General features: G+C 65.1%; 24 protein-coding genes and 1 pseudogene. 9 read left to right on the forward strand and 16 right to left on the reverse strand.

Features of this window, described 5'->3' with window-relative positions:
• Positions 1-61 precede the first annotated feature (61 nt).
• On the reverse strand, positions 62-1,255 hold the full coding sequence (locus MRBLWO13_RS14115) for a ribonuclease D (RefSeq protein WP_341974639.1): 1,194 nt from the start codon (positions 1,253-1,255) through the stop codon (positions 62-64).
• A complete protein-coding gene (locus tag MRBLWO13_RS14120; RefSeq protein WP_341974640.1) occupies positions 1,248-1,829 on the reverse strand; it encodes a DUF3000 domain-containing protein in 582 nt (193 codons plus the stop codon). Before MRBLWO13_RS14120 ends, MRBLWO13_RS14115 begins: the two co-directional genes overlap by 8 nt.
• 25 nt (positions 1,830-1,854) lie before the next feature.
• Here MRBLWO13_RS14120 and MRBLWO13_RS14125 point away from each other — a divergent pair, with 25 nt between their 5' ends.
• A complete protein-coding gene (locus tag MRBLWO13_RS14125) occupies positions 1,855-3,009 on the forward strand; it encodes an alpha/beta fold hydrolase (protein ID WP_341974641.1) in 1,155 nt (384 codons plus the stop codon).
• Here MRBLWO13_RS14125 and MRBLWO13_RS14130 read toward each other — a convergent pair.
• Both MRBLWO13_RS14130 and MRBLWO13_RS14135 read right to left on the reverse strand, forming a co-directional pair.
• Entirely contained in the window at positions 2,993-3,424 is a 432-nt protein-coding gene (locus tag MRBLWO13_RS14130) for a SufE family protein (RefSeq protein ID WP_341974643.1), read from the reverse strand. The genes MRBLWO13_RS14125 and MRBLWO13_RS14130 overlap by 17 nt on opposite strands.
• 35 nt (positions 3,425-3,459) lie before the next feature.
• Positions 3,460-4,353 carry a sulfurtransferase gene (locus MRBLWO13_RS14135; RefSeq protein WP_341974645.1) on the reverse strand — a complete coding sequence of 298 codons (894 nt, stop codon included), beginning with the start codon at positions 4,351-4,353 and terminating at the stop codon, positions 3,460-3,462.
• A gap of 147 nt (positions 4,354-4,500) precedes the next feature.
• Between MRBLWO13_RS14135 and zapE the strand changes: the two genes are divergently transcribed.
• The 3 genes from zapE (at position 4,501) to MRBLWO13_RS14150 (ending at position 7,499) form a co-directional block, all read left to right on the forward strand.
• Positions 4,501-5,556, forward strand: coding sequence for a cell division protein ZapE (gene zapE, locus MRBLWO13_RS14140; RefSeq protein WP_341974647.1), 1,056 nt, complete (start codon positions 4,501-4,503; stop codon positions 5,554-5,556).
• A 114-nt stretch (positions 5,557-5,670) separates the two neighbouring features.
• Positions 5,671-6,909: an ammonium transporter gene (locus tag MRBLWO13_RS14145; protein WP_341974648.1), complete on the forward strand. Its 1,239-nt coding sequence runs from the start codon at positions 5,671-5,673 to the stop codon at positions 6,907-6,909.
• Between the two features lie 20 nt (positions 6,910-6,929).
• On the forward strand, positions 6,930-7,499 hold the full coding sequence (locus tag MRBLWO13_RS14150; RefSeq protein ID WP_341974649.1) for a type II toxin-antitoxin system PemK/MazF family toxin: 570 nt from the start codon (positions 6,930-6,932) through the stop codon (positions 7,497-7,499).
• Between the two features lie 24 nt (positions 7,500-7,523).
• Here MRBLWO13_RS14150 and MRBLWO13_RS14155 read toward each other — a convergent pair whose 3' ends face one another.
• Complete coding sequence (locus MRBLWO13_RS14155; RefSeq protein ID WP_341974651.1) at positions 7,524-8,666, reverse strand: DUF1611 domain-containing protein; 1,143 nt, start codon at positions 8,664-8,666, stop codon at positions 7,524-7,526.
• A gap of 234 nt (positions 8,667-8,900) precedes the next feature.
• On the opposite strand from MRBLWO13_RS14155, the gene MRBLWO13_RS14160 reads away from it, so the two are divergent.
• Positions 8,901-9,287 carry an SPW repeat protein gene (locus MRBLWO13_RS14160; protein ID WP_341974652.1) on the forward strand — a complete coding sequence of 129 codons (387 nt, stop codon included), beginning with the start codon at positions 8,901-8,903 and terminating at the stop codon, positions 9,285-9,287.
• Positions 9,288-9,355: 68 nt separating this feature from the next.
• Here the strand turns inward: MRBLWO13_RS14160 and MRBLWO13_RS14165 are convergent, their stop codons facing one another.
• A complete protein-coding gene (locus tag MRBLWO13_RS14165) occupies positions 9,356-9,643 on the reverse strand; it encodes a GIY-YIG nuclease family protein (protein ID WP_341974654.1) in 288 nt (95 codons plus the stop codon).
• A gap of 285 nt (positions 9,644-9,928) precedes the next feature.
• On the opposite strand from MRBLWO13_RS14165, the gene MRBLWO13_RS14170 reads away from it, so the two are divergent.
• Complete coding sequence (locus MRBLWO13_RS14170; RefSeq protein WP_341974655.1) at positions 9,929-10,489, forward strand: hypothetical protein; 561 nt, start codon at positions 9,929-9,931, stop codon at positions 10,487-10,489.
• Between the two features lie 364 nt (positions 10,490-10,853).
• On the opposite strand, the gene MRBLWO13_RS14175 is transcribed toward MRBLWO13_RS14170, so the two are convergent.
• Positions 10,854-11,066: a hypothetical protein gene (locus MRBLWO13_RS14175; RefSeq protein WP_341974656.1), complete on the reverse strand. Its 213-nt coding sequence runs from the start codon at positions 11,064-11,066 to the stop codon at positions 10,854-10,856.
• Between the two features lie 49 nt (positions 11,067-11,115).
• Here MRBLWO13_RS14175 and MRBLWO13_RS14180 point away from each other — a divergent pair, with 49 nt between their 5' ends.
• Positions 11,116-11,358: a hypothetical protein gene (locus tag MRBLWO13_RS14180; protein ID WP_341974657.1), complete on the forward strand. Its 243-nt coding sequence runs from the start codon at positions 11,116-11,118 to the stop codon at positions 11,356-11,358.
• Between the two features lie 153 nt (positions 11,359-11,511).
• Here MRBLWO13_RS14180 and MRBLWO13_RS14185 read toward each other — a convergent pair whose 3' ends face one another.
• Positions 11,512-11,637, reverse strand: coding sequence for a hypothetical protein (locus MRBLWO13_RS14185; RefSeq protein WP_341974658.1), 126 nt, complete (start codon positions 11,635-11,637; stop codon positions 11,512-11,514).
• A 100-nt stretch (positions 11,638-11,737) separates the two neighbouring features.
• Here MRBLWO13_RS14185 and MRBLWO13_RS14190 point away from each other — a divergent pair, with 100 nt between their 5' ends.
• Together MRBLWO13_RS14190 and MRBLWO13_RS14195 are read left to right on the forward strand one after the other, a co-directional pair.
• Positions 11,738-11,980, forward strand: coding sequence for a hypothetical protein (locus tag MRBLWO13_RS14190; protein WP_341974659.1), 243 nt, complete (start codon positions 11,738-11,740; stop codon positions 11,978-11,980).
• On the forward strand, positions 11,977-12,294 hold the full coding sequence (locus MRBLWO13_RS14195) for a hypothetical protein (RefSeq protein ID WP_341974663.1): 318 nt from the start codon (positions 11,977-11,979) through the stop codon (positions 12,292-12,294). The genes MRBLWO13_RS14190 and MRBLWO13_RS14195 overlap by 4 nt, the downstream gene beginning before the upstream one ends.
• Here MRBLWO13_RS14195 and MRBLWO13_RS14200 read toward each other — a convergent pair whose 3' ends face one another.
• The 8 genes and pseudogenes from MRBLWO13_RS14200 to MRBLWO13_RS14235 all read right to left on the reverse strand — a co-directional run bounded on the left by MRBLWO13_RS14200 (position 12,295) and on the right by MRBLWO13_RS14235 (position 18,464).
• Positions 12,295-13,128, reverse strand: coding sequence for a hypothetical protein (locus MRBLWO13_RS14200; protein ID WP_341974665.1), 834 nt, complete (start codon positions 13,126-13,128; stop codon positions 12,295-12,297).
• Between the two features lie 114 nt (positions 13,129-13,242).
• Positions 13,243-14,046 carry a serine protease gene (locus MRBLWO13_RS14205; RefSeq protein WP_341974666.1) on the reverse strand — a complete coding sequence of 268 codons (804 nt, stop codon included), beginning with the start codon at positions 14,044-14,046 and terminating at the stop codon, positions 13,243-13,245.
• Between the two features lie 72 nt (positions 14,047-14,118).
• On the reverse strand, positions 14,119-14,373 hold the full coding sequence (locus tag MRBLWO13_RS14210) for a hypothetical protein (protein WP_341974667.1): 255 nt from the start codon (positions 14,371-14,373) through the stop codon (positions 14,119-14,121).
• A gap of 159 nt (positions 14,374-14,532) precedes the next feature.
• Positions 14,533-14,778 (reverse strand): hypothetical protein, encoded by a 246-nt coding sequence (locus MRBLWO13_RS14215; protein WP_341974668.1) that lies wholly within the window; start codon positions 14,776-14,778, stop codon positions 14,533-14,535.
• Between the two features lie 9 nt (positions 14,779-14,787).
• A pseudogene (locus MRBLWO13_RS14220) lies at positions 14,788-15,495 on the reverse strand (SOS response-associated peptidase).
• Between the two features lie 63 nt (positions 15,496-15,558).
• The gene (locus tag MRBLWO13_RS14225; protein ID WP_341974669.1) at positions 15,559-16,356 is read right to left on the reverse strand and encodes a M23 family metallopeptidase; all 798 of its coding nucleotides are present in this window, start codon (positions 16,354-16,356) and stop codon (positions 15,559-15,561) included.
• A gap of 110 nt (positions 16,357-16,466) precedes the next feature.
• Positions 16,467-16,799 (reverse strand): hypothetical protein, encoded by a 333-nt coding sequence (locus MRBLWO13_RS14230; protein WP_341974671.1) that lies wholly within the window; start codon positions 16,797-16,799, stop codon positions 16,467-16,469.
• A gap of 117 nt (positions 16,800-16,916) precedes the next feature.
• Entirely contained in the window at positions 16,917-18,464 is a 1,548-nt protein-coding gene (locus MRBLWO13_RS14235) for a right-handed parallel beta-helix repeat-containing protein (RefSeq protein WP_341974673.1), read from the reverse strand.
• Between the last annotated feature and the right edge of the window lie 43 nt (positions 18,465-18,507).

Raw genomic sequence — 18,507 nt, forward strand, 5'->3', positions numbered from 1 at the left:
TTGTGCGGAGCCCTCAGTCTATGGAGGCCCGAAAAACCGGGAGGAATCGCTTGGATCGAACCTACGAAGCGGGTGCGTCGGGTTCGGGGGCCGGTTGCGCAGCTTCTACAAAGGCAGCCGCGATCTTCTGTGCAGTCTGTGCAATCTGCCAGGGGCGAGCGCCGAGCGCTGTGAGCGCTTCGCCGATCTCCTCGGCGCTGGATCCCGGCGGCTCCCATGCCACCCGACGGAGGAACTCCGGGGTCAACAGGTTCTCGGTGGGCATTCCGAGTTCCTCGGCGACGGCCTCGACGACGGGTCGTGCAGCCTTCAGCCGAGCATCGGCTTCCGGATTGCGATCCGACCACGCGCGAGGCGGGGGCAGGGCATCGCTGGGCACGCGCTCACGGGGGATCTCGGTCGTCTCCCGCCCCGTCGTGATGGCTTGCCACCAGCGATCGAGCTGAGAGCGGCTTGCGCGCCCCTGGAAATCCTTGAGCGCGGCGAGTGCCTGTTTGCTCTGCGGGTTCGCCATCACGGCTGCGACGAGGGAACGGTCAGGAACGAGGCGGCCAGGGGAGACATCCTGATCCTGCGCGAACGTCTCGCGCGCGACCCAGAGCTCCCGCGCGACGGCGAGGTTGCGCGCTCCACGGACCTGGTGCAGACCGCTCAGCCGGCGCCACGGATCTTCCCGCGGCGGCTTCGGAAGGCGGGTGAGCGTCGCCGCGAACTCCTCGGCAGCGAACTCCGTCTTGCTCTGCTCCGCGAGTTCGGCAGCGAGGGCATCACGCACATCGACCAGGTGCAGGACATCGAGTGCGGCGTACTCGAGCCACGAAGCGGGGAGCGGCCTCGTCGACCAGTCCGCGGCCGAATGCTCCTTCTTCAGCGTGATGCCGAGCGTGGATTCGACGACAGCGGCGAGTCCTACCCGCTCGTGGCCGAGCAGGCGAGCGGCGAGCTCCGTATCGAAGATCGAGGCGGGGGAGAGTTCGAGTTCCCGGAGGGAGGGGAGATCCTGACTGGCAGCGTGGAAGACCCACTCCTCCTCGCCGATCGCCTCTTGCAGCGGCGCGAAGTCGCCGAGCGGCGGCGGGTCGAAGAGGAACACACCCGCATCTCGGCGGAAGACCTGAACCAGGTAGGCGCGCTGAGAGTAACGGAAGCCGGAGGCGCGCTCCACGTCGACTGCAACCGGTCCGGTGCCTGCGGCGAGTGCGGAACAGGCCGCACGGAACTCCCCGGCATCCGTGATCACGGAGTAATCAGTCACGTGCAGCCTTTCGCGCGCCGATCACGGCGATGTCCTCGGAACCGGGCGGAAGTCCCGCCAGCATCCCGACCAACTCGGCCCATGCTTCGACGTGCGGTCGGAACGGGCCATCCGGTGTCCAGGACGCCCGCAATTCTATCTGTGCACCGTCTCCTTCGACCGCGAGGCCGCCGAAACCCTTAGAGAGGGTCTTGGTGGACGTGCCGGATGCCGAATGGTAGATCGCATCCCTCGAGTCGAGCGCATCGACCAGCCACGACCAGGTGACGTCGGCCAACAGCGGGTCTGTGCCGATCTCCGTCTCCAGCGGAGCCTGCGCGAACGTGACGATGCGCCAGGCGCCGCCCCACGCATCTGGAGCGTCAGGGTCGTGCAGCAGCACGAAGCGGCCGGTGCCGTACACCGATTCACCATCGCTGCCCGGTCGCACGTCCGCGGCGAGCGCGATCGCGAACGGCGCGAGTCCTTGCGGAGTGGGAATCTCGCGCACGGTGATGTCGGCACGGAAGACGGTCTCACGCAGTTCGGTCGTCGCCGCTTCGAAAAGGGCCCCGGCATCGGGATGTGCGGTCACAGCGACAGGCTAGAGTCAGGAAGCGATGAAGAGTCTCAGGCACGCCGTTGCGCTCCTTGTCCCCGCTCTCCTTGCGCTCGGGGCGGCGCTGGCGTTCATCGTGTTCGGTGTGGCCCGACGTGTCGTCACGCCCACTCGCCGCGCTCCCGACACCGCGATCCTCGCCGTCGACACCGGAGCGCAGACGATCGAACTCACCCGCACCCCCGACACCGAGCTCCCCGGCCGCTACGGCCTGTTCACGACCGGCACCTACGGCTATGTGAAACTCGGCGCGGTCCTCAGTGCCGACGCGACCACTGTGCGTCGCAAGTTGCTCACGCAGATCGAGTCCGGCGCGCGGGTCGACCGCGATGCAGGGTTCAGCGGGTGGTACTACTCGTCGCCGAGCGAACTGCACCTGCGCTGGGAGAGCGTGCTCATCGGTTCACCGGCCGGTCCGTGCCCTGCGTGGTTCTTCCCCGCGACGTCGTCGACCTGGGTGATCCAGGTGCACGGTCGCGGCGTCACCCGTGCCGAATGCCTGCGCGCCGTTCCGGTGCTGCACGCTCTCGGGCTGCCGAATCTCGTCGTCTCCTACCGGAACGACGGCGAGGCTCCGCGCAGCCGCGGAGGAGCCTATGCCCTGGGCGCCGCTGAATGGCGTGACGTCGACGCGGCAATCGGCTACGCACTGCGTCACGGCGCTGACCGCGTGCTGCTGATGGGCTGGTCGATGGGCGGCGCGGTTTCTCTTCAGGCAGCGGTGAACTCCGGCAATCGCGATCGCATCGCCGGCCTCATCCTGGATTCCCCGGTGATCGACTGGCGCACCGTGCTGCGATTCCAGGCACGAGAGGCGGGGATGCGTGCGCCGCTGCCCGACCTCGCGATGAGTGCGCTGTCGCTTCCGCTGACGGCGCGCCTGAGCGGTGCGGAGGAGGCGATTCCCTTCGACCGCCTCGACATGGTGGCCCGTGCCGATGAGCTCACCATGCCGATCCTGATCCTGCACAGCGATGACGACGGTTTCGTGCCCTCCGACGCTTCCCACGCCCTGCAGGAGGCGCGGCCGGACCTCGTCACGATGCCGCACTTCTCCGTCGCCAGGCACACGAAGCTGTGGAACTACGACCAGGTGAGCTGGACCAGGGCGATCACCGACTGGGTGACCGAGCAGGGCTTCAGCGCTTCTGCCTGACCTGCTTCTTCGCCCGCATGAGCATCCCGGTCATGCCGCCGATCCGAAGCGGGGACACGGCCTTGGTCAGGCCGATGGACTGCGGGTAGTCGTCGGGGATCGCGAGCACCTCGTCGGCTGTCAGACCGGTGAGGCCCTGCACGAGGATGCTGGCGAAGCCCCGTGTCGTCGGCGCCTCTGGCGGTGCGGTCGCGTGCATGGTCACGACGTCGTCAGTGACCTCCACGTAGATATACACGGGGGACTGGCATTCGGCCACGCGCTCGTACATCTCGGGATGCTGCGCGACCTCGTCCGAGACCGGTGGGAGCTCGTCGGAGAACTCCAGCAGGAGCAGCAGGCGATCGGTCTCCGGGGTCTCCAGGAACGCGTCGCGGATCTCCGCGAGAGAGTCAGGAACGGCGGTGGTACTCATCCCTGACATTCTCCCACGGCCAGCGACTCACGTGCTCAGAGTGCGCCCGGCTCCGTGCCAGTGACGATCGGCACGCGCACGGCACTGCCCCACTCCGTCCAGGAGCCGTCGTAGTTGCGGACGTTCTCGAAGCCGAGGAGGTGCGTGAGTACGAACCACGTGTGGCTCGAGCGCTCACCGATACGGCAGTACGCCACCACGTCGTCCCCATCGCGGAGGCCGGCACCGTCGCGGTAGATGGCGTCGAGTTCGGCGCGGTTCTTGAAACCGCCGTCCTCGGCCACTGCCTTCGCCCAGGGGACGCTCTGCGCGGTGGGGATGTGACCGGCACGCAGTGCTCCCTCGTCGGGGTAGGCGGGAGCCGTGGTGCGCTCACCGCTGTACTCCTCGGGCGAGCGCACATCGATCAGGGGATTGCCGATGTGCGCGAGAACGTCTTCCTTGTAGGCGCGGATGATCGAATCGTCGCGTTCGACCACCGGGTAGACGGTCGCCGGCGGGGTCGGGTTGTCGCGCGTGATCTCCCGTCCCTCCGAGATCCAGCGGTCGCGGCCACCGTCGAGCAGTCGCACATCCTCGTGTCCGAAGAGGGAGAAGACCCAGAGCGCGTATGCCGCCCACCAATTGTTCTTGTCGCCGTAGATCACGACCGTGTCGTCGCGTGAGATGCCCTTGCGGCTGAGGAGGGCGGCAAAGCCCTCGCCGTCGACGTAGTCGCGCACGACGGGGTCGTTGAGTTCGGTGTGCCAGTCGACCTTCACCGCACCGGGAATGTGGCCGGTCTCATAGAGAAGGACGTCTTCATCGGACTCGACCACGACGAGGCCGGGTGTTCCGAGGCGCTCCGCGAGCCACTCGGTGGTCACGAGTCGGCCGGGTTCGGCGTATTCGGCGAACTTGGCGGAAGTCGTATCGAACTCGATGGCCACGGGGGTCTCCTCAAAGGGTGGGCGAGCGATGGTGCGGATGCCGACGGCGTAAGGTTGGAGCCGTCCCTTCGACGATAGATCCCCGCTGTGTGCGCTGCACCCGATTCGTAAGACTTCGACACAGCCAGCCCCCGATTCAGGAACCGAATGACTGAGACGACGAGCCGCCCAGGCATCGTGCACCTGACCGAGCGCCAGCCCAATGTGACGGGTCCCGAGATGCTGGCGAGCCTCGTGCCGCCCCCGCAGTTCGATACCGCGACGTTCGACAGCTACCGTGTCGATGCTGCCTACCCCTCCCAGGAAGAGGCGAAGGAAACCCTGGCCCGCTTCGCGGGGCGTGGAACGCCTGCGAAGCGAGGCGGCTTCTTCAGCCGGGCGAAGAAGGAACCGGAACTGAAGCCCGGCGTCTACCTGGACGGCGGGTTCGGGGTCGGAAAGACTCACCTCCTCGCATCGATCTATCACGCGATGCCGGCCCGCCGGAAGTATTTCGGATCCTTCATCGAGTACACCGCGCTGGTCGGAGCTCTCGGCTACAAGAACACCGTCGACCTCCTCAAGGGCGCAGACCTGATCTGCATCGACGAATTCGAGCTCGACGATCCGGGCGACACGATGGTGATGACCCGGCTGCTCGGCGAGCTCGTTCCGACCGGCACCCGGCTCGCGGCGACCTCGAACACCCCGCCCAATGCCCTCGGTGAAGGGCGCTTCGCCGCACAGGACTTCCTCCGCGAGATCCATGCGATGTCGGACAGCTTCCAGACGCTGCGCATCGACGGCGTGGACTTCCGCCAGCGCGCCCTCGACGGACATGCCGTAGTCAGCGATCAGGAGCAGTACGCCCGCGCGGTGACGGATGCCGGCAGCGCGGGGACCGCATCCGACGACGTGTTCGGTGATGTCATCCGCCACCTCGCTCGCGTGCACCCGTCGCGGTACCTGCGGGTGATCGACGGGCTCGACCTCGTCGGGCTGCGTGACGTGCATGTGCTCACCGATCAGTCCGAGGCGCTGCGTTTCGTGGCCTTCGTGGACCGCGTATACGACGCGCAGATCCCGATCGTCGCGACGGGGGTCAGCCTGGAGCAGGTGTTCGCGGACGAGATGCTCGGTGGTGGTTACCGCAAGAAGTACCTGCGCGCTATCTCCCGCCTCAACGCGTTGACGCATTCTGCGCAGGACAGCAGCCCCGCGTAACACGAAGTTCACACGCCGCCGCACGGCGTAACGTCCCCGAAACACACCTCGCTCACATCGGTAACCGGGCATCTCCACACTGAAGCTCTCAGTTACCCGAATGTGAGGTTTGACATGGATTCACCCGGCAACATCTCCTGGGCGATCACCGCGACCGCCCTTGTCCTGCTGATGACGCCCGGCGTCGCGTTCTTCTACGGCGGCCTGGTCAAGGCGAAGAGTGTCGTCAGCATGATGATGATGAGCTTCGGCTCGATCGGGCTGGTGGCCGTGCTCTGGGTGCTCTTCGGATTCTCGATGAGCGCGGTCGAGAGCCCCGGCCAGTTCGCGGGCAATCCCTTCGCCGACTTCGGGCTGAACGGCCTCGCCAGCGGTGAAGGCTCCAACGTCGCACTCATCGGCGTCGCGTACGGCGCGACCTTCGCGATCATCACGGTCGCCCTGATCTCGGGCGCCATCGCGGACCGCGCACGCTTCGGCCCGTGGCTCATCTTCGCCGGCGTGTTCGCCACTGTCGGCTACTTCCCGGTCGCCGCATGGGTCTGGGGCGGCGGCTGGATCATGAACCTCGGCACCACCCTGTTCGGTGAGGACAGCGGCATCGCCGTGATCGACTACGCCGGTGGCACCGCGGTGCACATCAATGCCGGTGCCGCCGCTCTGGCGCTCGCGCTCGTGCTCGGCAAGCGCATCGGGTTCCAGAAGGGCATCCTCAAGCCGCACAACGTCCCGCTGACGCTGCTCGGTGCCGCGCTCCTCTGGTTCGGCTGGTTCGGGTTCAATGCGGGCGCCGAATGGCTCTCCGAGGACATGGGCAAGGTCGGGCTGATCGGGATCAACACCCTGGGTGCCACGGCGGCCGCGATCCTCGGCTGGATCCTGGTCGAGCGCATCAAGGACGGCAAGGCCACCTCGGTCGGTGCCGCCTCCGGTGCGGTCGCGGGTCTGGTCGCGATCACGCCTGCCTGCGCGAACCTCAGCCCCGGCTGGGCGCTGCTGCTCGGCGCGCTCTCCGGTATCGCCTGCGCTCTGGCGGTCGAACTGAAGTTCCGTCTCGGCTTCGACGACTCGCTCGACGTCGTCGGCATCCACCTCGTCGGCGGTCTTCTCGGGACGCTCTACCTGGGATTCTTCGCCACGGAGCAAGGCCTGTTCACCGGCGGTGATCTGCGGCTGCTCACGGTGCAGGCGATCGCAGCCGGCGGAGTACTGCTCTACTCGTTCATCGTCTCCTTCATCATCGGCTTCGCCATCGAGAAGACGATCGGCTTCCGCGTCACGAACGAGGACGAGATCGCGGGCGTCGACCTGGTCGTGCACGGCGAAGAGGGCTACGCCCTCGCCGAGCAGTGACGTGCGGCTAGGGTGGCCGGGTGACTTCCTCGAAGAGCATCCTGGCCACCCTCGCCGAGATCCTGCTCAAGGCACTCGGATCTGAGCGGCCGTCTCGGACGCCTGTGCGTCCGAGACGGCCGGATGCGCGTCTGCGGCCGGTCGGCGAGGAGGGCGCTGATCGCGGACGTGACGGCGACACCGCGACGGCACGCGTCGACCCCGACGGCGTCCGTGATCTGCGGATCGCCTATGCGCCGGACCAGGACGGCGCCCCGGATGCCGGAGAGATCGTCTGGACCTGGGTGCCCTACGAGGAGAATGACGGTCGCGGCAAGGACCGGCCTGTGCTGGTGATCGCTCGTGCGTCAGCGGACCGCGTGTACGCCGTCCGCATGACCAGCCGCTCGCATGACGGCGACCGCGACTACCTGTCCATCGGTTCAGGTTCCTGGGACGCGCAGGGTCGCGAATCCTGGATCGACATCGAGCAGCTGTACAGCGTGCACGAGGACGGGTTGCGCCGAGAGGCCGCCGTGCTCAACCCCCAGCGCTACGGTCGTGTGACCGCAGCGCTCAGGGATCGCTACGGGTGGCGAGAGGGGGAGTAGGGGCCTCGCCCCTGGCGCCGGCGCTCAGCCGCGCGTCGCAAGCGGCGCGTGCGCGAGCTGCGGGAAGGCCTGCAGCACCATCTCGACGAGATCGTTCAGGGGCCTGGTCAGCGGATCGGTGGCCGGAAGGCCGAGTTCGAGTTCGATGGCGTCGATGGCCTCGCCGATCTCGTCGGCGGCCATCCCCTCGTGATTGACGGTGATGCCGATGACCTTCGTGTCGGCGAACGCCTCGATCAATGCGACCTCGCTGGCGACTGTGGGCATCTTGACCATGGGGAAGTCGCCGAGCATGCGCCGTTTCGGGGCGTGCTGAACGATGACGCCTGCGGGCTGGCTGCCGCGGAGGATGTGTGCCGAAGTGATGTAAGCGGGGTGGCTGAGCGCGCCCTGGCCCTCGACGATGATGATGTCGGGATTCTCGCCTTCGAACGCGGCGACGACCTGGTTCTCCACCTCACCCGAGCAGTACTGCGGCACGAGTGCGTCGAGGGCCACGCCGTACTTGCCGCCCTGGATGATCGTCGTCTGCCCGGTGCCGACCATCACGGCGTGGATGCCGCGCGCATTCAGCGCCTGCACCAGGAGAGTCGAGGTCGTGCGCTTGCCGATCGCGCCGTCTGTGCCGAGCACCGCGATGCGCGGGCAGGTGACATCGAAGATTCGACCGGAGAACAGGTGGAGTTCGTGCATGCTGCGCGGTCGACGGACGTCGGTGATGGTGACGCCGGCCAGCAATGCGGCGGCAGCGAACTCGGCGTCATCGTTCAGGAACTCATGCAGCCCGTTGATGATGTGCATGCCGCGGGCGATCCCGTCGAGCAGGACGACGCGCTGCGCGGGCGAGAGGAGACCGTCGGCCGGGGCAACGCCGCAGATCAGGTAGTCCGGGACGCGGTCGGCGTGAACGACGGACTGTGCGAGGTTCGCGAGGATCGGGATGCCGTTGGGGGTGCCGTCGAGGAACATCCCGGCGTCGGCGCCTGCCCGCGTGCTGTCGATCACGCTGAGGATGTCGTACTTCTCGGAGTGGCGGATGAGACCGTTCGCGGTCTTGCCGTCCTGCTCGCCGAACTGGCCTTCGCAGTAGACCACTGCGGTGGCGCCGACGGGAAGGATTGCCGCGTCACTGAGCACGGTCGTATGGACTGGGGACGACGAATTCATCGGGTTCCTCAACGGTCGCACAGAGGAGGCGACAAGAAACGGAGGGCCGTTGAAAGCTGTCGGTCGACGAGAAGTCTTCCCTGATGATCGGCAAAATGCCGACTACTGCACCGTAGCAGGCGCGTATCCGCAGCGGCTGTGAATCACGGACGCACGATCGCGATCCAATCCGATGGGCCTCGCACGCCGAACTCTCTGTGAGTCGCTTCCGCGGCCGCATCCCAAGGAGGAATCATGCGTTTCATCCCGACCAAGGTCCACGGCATTCTCGACTACATCGTCGGCGTCGCTCTCATCGCCGCCCCCTGGGTCTTCGGATTCGCGTCCGTCGGCGGCGCGGCCGTCGTCATCCCGATCGTCCTCGGCGTCGGCCTCATCGTCTACAGCCTGTTCACGAAGTACGAGTGGGGACCGTTCGGGTTCATCCCGATGCCGGTGCACCTCGTCTTCGACGTCGCTGCCAGTCTGTTTCTCGCTCTTTCGCCGTGGATCTTCGGGTTCGCCGGCGAAGCATTGAACGTCTGGCTGCCGCACGTGGTCGTCGGCGCCGCCGTCATCGTCGTCGTGCTGTTCTCACAGCCGCAGCCGGCAGGTGCTCGCGCGCGCGTCGCTACCGCCTGAGGGTGGCTTCCCCGGGGCCTCACGGCCCTGGGGAGCCGTCCTTTCACGTGATCTCTGGGCGGTGAGGATCACGATCGCAGCGCTTCGCTCAACCACCGTGCGTAGAGCGACCAGGGGTCGCCGTGTTTCCGAAGGGTACGGATGTGGGCACGGAGGTCGGCGGTGAGCGTGAACCACTCGCCGCCTTCGCGAGCCGCCGCGAACTCCCGATGCCGCCGCTGTTCGACAGGACGACCCCCGCGCTCGAACGCGAGCAGCTCTTCATGCCGGATGCTCGCCAGTCGCTGACGGGGACGTCGACTCGTTCCGATCTTCACTCTGCGGTCGTAGCGGATGTAGTAGACGACCTCGATCACGGGTCGGGGGAGATCGTGGTCGGGAACGTCGCCGTATCGCCAGCCGCATACTGCGCATATCCAGGCCCCGCCGATCCGCGCCCCGTACTCGTTGGCGCAGAGATTGCAGGGACCGGGTAGTCGGCTGTTCGTCACCACGGGGTCGACGGTACGCGCGGGTTGCGACGCTGCGTTGGCCAGACAGGGTCCTGGACAGCGAAAACCCCCGAAGATCGATGATCTCGGGGGTAATGGTGGGCGATACCGGACTCGAACTACCGTGCGTGGGATTCTCTCTCACCGCTCATGGCGCGCCAGGCGGGTGGCACGGGCGATGGTGTCGCGGTGGTTCCGCCGTACCCGTTCGCCGTCAATCACGACGGCGACGCCCGTGCCCGCGAACTCACGTCTGGTCCGCTGCCGACACGCTCGACGAAGATTGGCGATGGTCTCGAGTTCCCGCCGACCCTGCCGCACCAGTACGGCGAACAGGCCGGGTCGGAGCGGCGCAACAGCGACCCCGCTTCCTCGCCACTGGGCGTAATTACAGCGGGCGGTGCGCACCACAACCTCCTGATCCCGCCGTACATCGCTGAGCTCTACAGCACTGGCACCGTCCGAGGTGTAGAGAACGCGGCGTTGTCGGCGATCACTGCCGCGGGAAGCCATCACGGGCTGACAGTCCCTCCGGGCGCGTTCCTGTCGCGAATGTACGGTTCGCGTGGCAGCCAGGAGCACCTCAACACGCCCGTATCGGAGCCGACGCATCCGATCACCGCGACGGGCGAAGATCACGCGCTGGTCACGCCGGAGCGCACTCGACCGAAGGGGATGCTCGAGGGTGGCGTGGGCAATCGACCGGGCTGAGAAGGTCCACTGGCTCAGCCTCCGCGACTCCGAAGATCACCTGTTCTCGCTGATGCGGAAGCTGCAAGCCCGAAACATCGTGCCACCGATCGAACGCCCCTCACGCGGGCGCCCCTGCACCGGCTGCGGAGAGACAGCCGTAGCAACTGCATGGGGGCCGGGAGATGCAGGGGAAGCGGAATGCCGACTCTGCGGCGCAACGTATGCGCCCGAGGGAATGGGAGAGACCGATGACCGATGATCCTGACTGGCTCTGCGATCAGGTCACCCCAGAGCCCGGAGATGCGATCGTGCGTCGCCGGAAGGCTGGCCAGTGGGTGCCGGTGAAGCAGGAAGGAAGCGATTGACGCCTGTTGAGGCAGGCCTAGTCGGTCGCCGACTCCTCAGCCACACGCTGGGTGATGCGAGAGAGTATCCCCGCCACGAGAGCAGCGCCCCCGTACCCCGCAACCCACATCCACGTGTCCTGCGAACCCGTCCCCTGAATCAGGGCGAAGACTCCGAACAGAGCGGCGAACCCCGAGAGTGCGGCCACAGCCGCGAGGGTGAGGCTCACAACGGACAGGAATCGGACCATGCGGACATGCTAGCGACCCGCACCCCCGCCCAAACAGATCGACCACCCGATGGCTAAGTACCTCACCTACCGAGAAGCGGCCACCCGCACCCGACGCAGCATCCGCACCATTAACCGGTGGCGCAGAGGTGGCATGCCGATGGAGTGGCAGAAGCGAGACGGCCAGAGATTCCGGGTCGTCCGCGAAGACATCCTCCTGAAGTGGTGGCGAGAACGACTCACCGCCTGGCCCACCCACCAGTACCGGCTACGCAAGGTGAGAATCGAAGCCGACACGCGACACGCCGAATGATCAATGCTTGGCGGCAAGTGCTGTCATACCGCATCGTAAGAGTAAGCAGAACTGATGGAAGGCCCCGACCTCAATGGTCCGGGGCCTTCGTCGTGTCGTGCCGCATCCCCAGCAGGGCGGTCGGTGCTGTCCCGACCGACCGCCCGCACGGGATCAGCCGAGCTTGTCGAACGTCGCTTGCAGATCATCCAGGGCGTCGTCGAGAGGCTTCATCCCCTCGGCGAGCTGCTGCTCAGTCTCGGCATCGAGCGGCTCGTCCTCATCGCGTCCAATGGTCATGTGCGTCCCCTTTCATCCCCTAAGCCCAGCGCTTCGGGGTCGCCAGTATGCATTCACACTCCGACATGGACTGGTCTCGACACGCGAAGGAGAAGGCATCATGGCAACGACGCTCCGCGACCCTGACACGCATCGCACGAGCACCGTGCCCGACGCTGTCGCAGAGTCGTATCTCTCGCAGGGGTGGGTGTACCCCGGTACGTCTGCCCCTGCAGAGCCATCTCCGCCCGCCATCGCAGAAATGACAGTCGCCGAGCTCAAGGCACACGCGGAGGAGCGAGGCATCGATCTCGCACGAGCGAAGCTGAAAGCCGACATCCGCGCCGTCATCGACCGCGCATGAGTAGTCACCGCGTATCAACCCGTGCCTGGTCCGTCTTCCGCCTCGAGTACTTCGAGGAAGGCAAGCGACTCGACGCCTACCCCGACACACGGCACCAGGCGAACTGCTGGCTCTTCGGCATGCGCATCAACTACACCGTCCCCGCGAACAGCACACCAGACTCCCACAACCTCGACCACTTCTACCCTGTCAGGGACTACCCCGAACTGCAGCACGACCCCGCGAACTCCCGCCACTCCCACGCGGAGTGCAACACCGGGCGAGGGGCAGACGCACCGCTCCCAGGGCTCGGCATCCTCAGCCGCAACTGGTGATCAGGCGGGCATGCGAACAGCTCCTGTAGAAAACCAACCCACAAGTGTAGACGCGAGCAAGACGTGCGCGGTGGCCTCGTCAGCACCCGGCGCTGCACCACCGTGCCTGTTTTGCTGTGCGAAGGCTAGGGTTTCGAGCATCCCTATGAGCACTTCCTGATGATTCGGCTCGCCGTCATCCCTTTGCTGAAGGGCCAGCGACCACCCTTGCTTCTCCCGGAGTGCCGCGACGATCTTGCCAAGCCGAGCCTGCTTGTCCTTCGGGGTCACAACCGCGCGCGCGGCTTGCTCAACAGCGCGAATAGCCTCAGCCATCGCCTCGCTGGTGTTCGGTTCCAGAGATTGGATCTGGCGCACTGCATTGGCCAAATGCACGGCCGGCAAGGAAAGCGCCGCATCTACGGCGATCTGCATTGACTCCTCGACCCCCTCGACCATGCGTCGCCTTAGCCTGTTAACTCCTGAAGAGTTGTCGACCTTAAGCGCGGATGCATTCAGTCTCATGTGAGCTTCGAGCACCAACGCGTCCCGGACATCCTCTGTCGAGGTCCCATTCGCGAGGAGTAGATCTACGACCTGCAAGAGGAAGCGGTCTCCCTGCTCCTCAATTGCGTGCGTGACTGCATCCACATGCAGGCTGCTAGCGTCAAGTCTTCTTCTCAGGCTCGATTGAATGAAGTGGTATCGCGCCTCGCTCACCCAGCGGTCGCTAGTCAGGGCTCCTGCAAGCCATGCCATCAGGGGTTCCCGCAGTGTGGGCGGGATCAACTCCCGGACAACGAGCAGATCCTCGTACTCATCATCGGACGCGTCCCAAGGTCTCCACGGTTCCATGACGATGAGCGTACCGAACCCTCTTACACCCATGGACGAGGGGAGGGGCGTCACCCCCTCCAGGCATCCGATCCTGAGGCACGCCTCCCGCTGAGTGAGGGTGACGCGACTGCTTCAATCCCACGTGTAGTCGTCTCGCGTCTCGCCTGCAAGGATCTCGCGGATGACGGAGCGTCGCCAGACCCGGCCGAGATCCGATTGGTCGTTGATACGTCCTGAGTAGATGCCGAGTAGTTCGGTTTCGGGATCTGATGCCGCGGGGCTGAGCTTGTGGCGCGCGGTCTTGGGCTTGTGTGGCATCCAGTGAAGTATTACTGGAGAGCCAGATTGGCCGGGACGAGCCCGAGCATCGACCAGGAAACAAGGATCGGATTCGAAGTCGGTTTCTGGATCTGTGGCGATCGTTCCACGTGTCCAGACTGCGAAGGGCATGCGTTCGCCGAGATCGTACGGGTAGCCAACGATGCTCACGTCAGATGTCACTGAAAGCGTCGCTGGGTCGTCGGGTTCGTTGGCCGAGTACCCAAAGAAAACGGCATCTGAAGGGGCTTTGATGGGCAGTAGAGCGACGTCGTACGCGCGTCCCTTCTGCGGGTGAACCCACCATAGCGACTTGCCGTGCTCGTCGTAGAGGTCGAGCGGGATCTGTGCCGAAGCCACCATCCCCGGCACTGATGCTTGAATCAGCACATTCGCGACGACATGATCGGGTTTTGCCGAACATTCGCCAGTTGGCTCGTCGGTCAGCGGCTCTCGGCCAGTGAGTACGTGCCAGTTGGTTGCCAAGATCGCTTTGCCGTGGTGATTGAGCATGAAGCCTGTCCCAGTGCCTAGCGAAGCACGCTCGTCGCTCTCGAACAGGAGACGGCTGGTATGCAGGTATGCAGACATGGCTGACGGCAACTCAAAGTGCTTCATGACGTCAAAGTAGCGCAACGACAAAGCCCCCCACCTAGCCTTCGGGCCGGGTGGGGGTCTTGGTCGTTCCCGCTACTCGTTGATGTCCCTGAGGTCGGAGCGTCGAGCCCAGTTGGGGTAGGAACCGTTGAGGTCGTCGATGAGCTCTTGCCGATCGGCGTCTGAGAGTCGGTGCTCGAATAGTTCGTTGACCGCGTCTTCAGCGCTGATGCGGTCGCCGATCCATGCGTAACCCGAATCTGATTCGCGATCGATCATAAAGGCGGCGTTGTCCGGGTCGATGAACTCCCGCTGGAACTCTTCGAGGTAGGGGTCGAGATCGGTCATAGGATCTTCCTTCGTCGGCTAGTGCCAGCCGTAGGCTTTCCCGGTGCGGGCAGCGGGAACACAACTGTAGCGACCAGGCAGCGAGGCGCGGACTAGGCGACACGCCGAGAGATCGTTACGAGCCGGTGAACGTCATGTCGCGCGCACGGAGAGCATCTGCTACCCGCCGGGCCCCCTCGCCTCGAGCACGGTAGTGTCCTCGGCTTCGATCTCTTGGATGCCGTCGCGTCGCTCGTATCGTCCCTCAACGGTACGGATGCCGCCGGCCTTCATCGTCGCGTGAGCCGAGACGAGTTCCCATCCAGCGGGCACCTGCGCGGCGAGCTCCGCACGCAACTCGGTGACGTTCGTGCCCTGCACGGTGACGTTGTGGGATTCGCGGGGGCGGATGAGTGCGACGAGCATCAGACCTGCCTAGGCCGCGGGTTCGATCAGCGACGCGTCGGCGGCGTCGGCGGTGCGGGAGTTGTTGACCTTCCGGTCGACGATGTGCCCTGTGATCGTGGTGGCGACGTCGGCGGAGGTGTGGTCAAGCATCGCGAGCAACTCTGTCTTCGCGTCTCCGGTGACCTTCTCCGGGCTCAGCCACGCGTCGAGGGTGTCGCGGGTGAGGAACGCGGGCATCCGGTCGTGGACTTCTCCACTGGCGTCGCGCGCCTCCCGGGTGATGACAACGAAGCAGCGGGACCGTTCCCCGTGTGGGAGCTCCATCGACCAGGTGAGTCCGGCGGCGGAGAGCAGCCGGTCACCGTGAAGGAGATGCGGGGTCTTGTCACCCTTCTCGCCTGTTCATTCGAAGTAGCCACGCATCGGGACCACGCACCGGGCCGCAGAGAACGCCGGCGCCCAGAACCCAGTAGCGAGCTTCTCCATCCGTGCGTTGATGATCGGCGCACCCTTGGGCCGATTCGCGGGCTTCTGCCAGTCCCAGTGCACGAGTTCGAGGATGCGACCCTCACCGCGATCGCGCACGATCGGCGCATCCATCGTCGGCGCGATCGAGTAGGCACCGGCCCAGGACTTCCACCACTCCTCAGGCTTGCCGCCCTCGGCGACGTACTCCCGGATCCGCTCGTCCGTCTTGGCATCGTTCGCGAATCGACCGCACATGAAAGCGACCATACTCCGAACGCGAAGCGCCCTCACCGAGAGACGTGTTCTGGGTGAGGGCGCTTCAGGCTTCGGCTACTGCCCCTTGTAGAAGCCCTTCCACTGGTTGAAGGATCCAGGGGTGAGGTAGGCCGCGTTGCCATGCTGAGCGGCGAGCTGATTAGCCAAGGCCTGGTCGGTAGTTTCGAGCCAAGCAGCGTTTCCTACGCCGTCGCCAGCGAGCGCGAAGGTGGTGACGCCATTGATCGTCGAGTAGTACAGAGATGCCATGTTGTTGTTCCTTTGGTGAATTCGAGAGTTGTCAAGTGGTGGTTCGAGTCCGCTGACGCGGTTGGTTAGAAATGGGACCGGGTCGATCTGGACGCCGTTGACGACGACCTCGAGGTGGAGATGGACGCCGTAGCCGTACTCGGGGGGAGTGTTCCCCATCACTCCGATCTGTTGACCAGCGGCGACGCGCTGTTCGTTCCCGATCGAGTACGACGCGAGGTGCAGGGATCGCGTGAGATAGCCGTCGTCGTGCTCAATCCAGACTTGAATTCCGCCCGCGCCCCAACCTGAAGGCGTTCCGGTGACTTTCACCGTTCCCGCTGACACGGCCCTCACCTGGCTGAAACCGACGAAGTCGGTGCCGCGGTGCACGCGCCCGTCGGGGCGGGGTGTGCCGTAGTCGTCTGAGATGGTTGGTCGGGTTGTCGTGCCGTTCGGCCACACGGTGGCCGAGGCGGCAGCGGCAGGTGCTGCGTTGAGGATTGTGCTTTCGACGCCTACGGCGACTGCGACACCTGCCAGGCCTAGTCCGCGAAACAGGCCGCGTCGATCGAAATGTATGGCGGAACCGCCGTCTGGTTCTGGTGGGAGAGGTGGACTCATACGCACACCATATGGACAAATTCCTCTTCACCGCTGTCCCCTCTTTGGCCTACAGACAACGCGCTGAGACAGCCAATACGTTGGGACGGCGTGTGCCTTGTAGGGGCTGCCTACGCCCGACCGTCGACCTCGTCGAGGGTGACGGCGTTACCCCACACCCAGCACCGGAAGATCTGCTCCTCGGCGTGGAACTCGATCCCGGCCGCGAGGGGCGCCGACCGCATCAGCTTCGCGTCCACACGGACCGACTCGGGGCCGAACCGCACGCACGCTTTCACGGGGCGCTGCAGCGCATGCGGGTAGACGGTGACCGGCTGCTTGTCCAGCGCGAGTTCGCGGTCCGTGAGGGACTGCAACGGGCCGTGCTTCGCCGCTGCGAGGATCGACTGCGCCTGGGACCTTAGGTCGTACGCGATCTGCAGTCGTTCGCTCGGTCTTCCCATCGCCCGGCATGTCCTTCCTCCGGCCGAGAGGAACGATTCTACGTCGCGACGCCGACGTCAGTGAGAACGGCAGGTTGGCCCGTTGGAGGGGGAGGAATCAGACGCGGCCTCGAGCGATCAACCTGTGACGCCGATGCCTGCAAGAGCCGCTCGGATAGCGTCCACGGCCGTCTTCAAGGAGGCGGGGTCTGTGCTGGGGGAAGCTACCGCTGGTGCGCGTGTGACTGGAGCTACCCCGTAGAGCCCGACTTTCTTGGCGTAGTTGCGTGATTCGCTGGTCAGCGCGTCTCCGGCCGTCGCGAGCGTAGTCGCTGCAGCCCAGTCGTTGCCTCCGCCGTCTCGGACCAAGTTGGTCGTTGAGGCGCTGATGTTGAGTCCGCGGTCGTTGACCTTCGTGGCAGTTTTCGACATCCGCACGATTGTGGTGCCCGAGATCGATACTCGGTTGTAAAACGATCTTAGTTGGATGGCGTAACACGAGCTCGCCGTGTCGGTCCACACATCCACGATCGTGTTACCCGAAGCCTTTGCACCGTAGTTGTCGTGGTAGAAGTCGATACCGCTGAAGCCGGAGTTGATGATCGTGTTGTCTGTGATGGAGACACCCGCGCTGGCATACACCTGGATACTGGAACTGGTCGCTGTGCCCTGAGTGCCGTAGTTGCTGATGATATTTCCAGCGACGCACCCAGTCGCCAGTTCGTCGGGGGCGCCGAGGTCATCCGCCGCGCCAGCGAAGATGATGCCGATCCCGGCGGTGCCGTCGGTCTTCCCGGAGTTAATGACGTTGCCGAGCACTTTGCACCCGATCGGACCGTAAGCGGTACCGCTCCCAGACTCGTCCTTGGACCCGATGACTGCGATGCCGACGCGAGCGTTGTAGATGGTGTTGTTTTGGAAGGTGATGTTCTCGCCCGCGTGCGTGTCGAGGGCTTCCCAGTTGGGCACACCGTCGATCGTGACATTCTCCACCGTGATGTTTCTTGATCGTGGCCCGTCGCCCGTGATGCTTTCGGGGGATTTGCGGCTGACGGCGACTCCATATGAGTTGTTGCCGGAGGGCTGGAGGATGTCTTTGATCAAGCCGCCGTGGACACGACCGTTGACGGCGGACAGGAGCATGATTCCCGCGTAGGCGCATCGGCGAATGTCGACGTCTGAGATAGCGAACCCGTGGACATGCTCCAGGACCACTCCGTACCTGGAGAACTCGCTGATTCGGGGTCGCTCGACGTAAAGGCCCAGGACCGGTGCTGCCAGTGTGCCCGTCGAGCGGATCCCGTCTCCCGAGCTCATGGTGCTCCCACCGGTGCCGATGAGTAGAGCGTCGGTGATGCGCACGTTCGATGCCTGGACGGTGATAGCGGCGATGGTGGCCGACGTCGTTGTGATCGATCCCGCTTCGATGAAGTGGATTGTGGCCGGCTTGTCGATCAACAACGTGTCACCTCTGGAATGGGCACTCCGCACTTCAAGAACACCGCCGGCGGGCGTAGCTGCGAAGGCGGCTTCAAGAGACACATAGTCGGTGTCGACGACGACTGATTGAACGGTTGAGGCGGCCGCGGGAGACGCCCCGCCTGCGGCGAGGAGTGGTGCAGAAACCGCGGCACCGATCAAGACACGACGGGAGACAAGGCGACGACCGCCGGAATTCGGATTCACGGGCAAACCATACCGATAAGCCAAGCCAAGGGCCACGATCTTC

This window comes from Microbacterium sp. LWO13-1.2, from assembly GCF_038397725.1.
Classification (GTDB): Bacteria; Actinomycetota; Actinomycetes; order Actinomycetales; family Microbacteriaceae; genus Microbacterium.

What these genes read in the sequence shown, in the direction of transcription:
- MRBLWO13_RS14125 (WP_341974641.1), top strand. Translation starts at nt 1,855, where the DNA reads ATGAAGAGTCTCAGGCACGCCGTTGCGCTCCTTGTCCCCGCTCTCCTT.
- MRBLWO13_RS14130 (WP_341974643.1), bottom strand. Translation starts at nt 3,424, where the DNA reads ATGAGTACCACCGCCGTTCCTGACTCTCTCGCGGAGATCCGCGACGCG.
- zapE (WP_341974647.1), top strand. Translation starts at nt 4,501, where the DNA reads ATGACTGAGACGACGAGCCGCCCAGGCATCGTGCACCTGACCGAGCGC.
- MRBLWO13_RS14145 (WP_341974648.1), top strand. Translation starts at nt 5,671, where the DNA reads ATGGATTCACCCGGCAACATCTCCTGGGCGATCACCGCGACCGCCCTT.
- MRBLWO13_RS14155 (WP_341974651.1), bottom strand. Translation starts at nt 8,666, where the DNA reads ATGAATTCGTCGTCCCCAGTCCATACGACCGTGCTCAGTGACGCGGCA.
- MRBLWO13_RS14160 (WP_341974652.1), top strand. Translation starts at nt 8,901, where the DNA reads ATGCGTTTCATCCCGACCAAGGTCCACGGCATTCTCGACTACATCGTC.
- MRBLWO13_RS14170 (WP_341974655.1), top strand. Translation starts at nt 9,929, where the DNA reads ATGGCGCGCCAGGCGGGTGGCACGGGCGATGGTGTCGCGGTGGTTCCG.
- MRBLWO13_RS14175 (WP_341974656.1), bottom strand. Translation starts at nt 11,066, where the DNA reads ATGGTCCGATTCCTGTCCGTTGTGAGCCTCACCCTCGCGGCTGTGGCC.
- MRBLWO13_RS14180 (WP_341974657.1), top strand. Translation starts at nt 11,116, where the DNA reads ATGGCTAAGTACCTCACCTACCGAGAAGCGGCCACCCGCACCCGACGC.
- MRBLWO13_RS14185 (WP_341974658.1), bottom strand. Translation starts at nt 11,637, where the DNA reads ATGACCATTGGACGCGATGAGGACGAGCCGCTCGATGCCGAGACTGAG.
- MRBLWO13_RS14190 (WP_341974659.1), top strand. Translation starts at nt 11,738, where the DNA reads ATGGCAACGACGCTCCGCGACCCTGACACGCATCGCACGAGCACCGTG.
- MRBLWO13_RS14195 (WP_341974663.1), top strand. Translation starts at nt 11,977, where the DNA reads ATGAGTAGTCACCGCGTATCAACCCGTGCCTGGTCCGTCTTCCGCCTC.
- MRBLWO13_RS14200 (WP_341974665.1), bottom strand. Translation starts at nt 13,128, where the DNA reads ATGGAACCGTGGAGACCTTGGGACGCGTCCGATGATGAGTACGAGGAT.
- MRBLWO13_RS14205 (WP_341974666.1), bottom strand. Translation starts at nt 14,046, where the DNA reads ATGAAGCACTTTGAGTTGCCGTCAGCCATGTCTGCATACCTGCATACC.
- MRBLWO13_RS14210 (WP_341974667.1), bottom strand. Translation starts at nt 14,373, where the DNA reads ATGACCGATCTCGACCCCTACCTCGAAGAGTTCCAGCGGGAGTTCATC.
- MRBLWO13_RS14215 (WP_341974668.1), bottom strand. Translation starts at nt 14,778, where the DNA reads ATGCTCGTCGCACTCATCCGCCCCCGCGAATCCCACAACGTCACCGTG.
- MRBLWO13_RS14225 (WP_341974669.1), bottom strand. Translation starts at nt 16,356, where the DNA reads ATGAGTCCACCTCTCCCACCAGAACCAGACGGCGGTTCCGCCATACAT.
- MRBLWO13_RS14230 (WP_341974671.1), bottom strand. Translation starts at nt 16,799, where the DNA reads ATGGGAAGACCGAGCGAACGACTGCAGATCGCGTACGACCTAAGGTCC.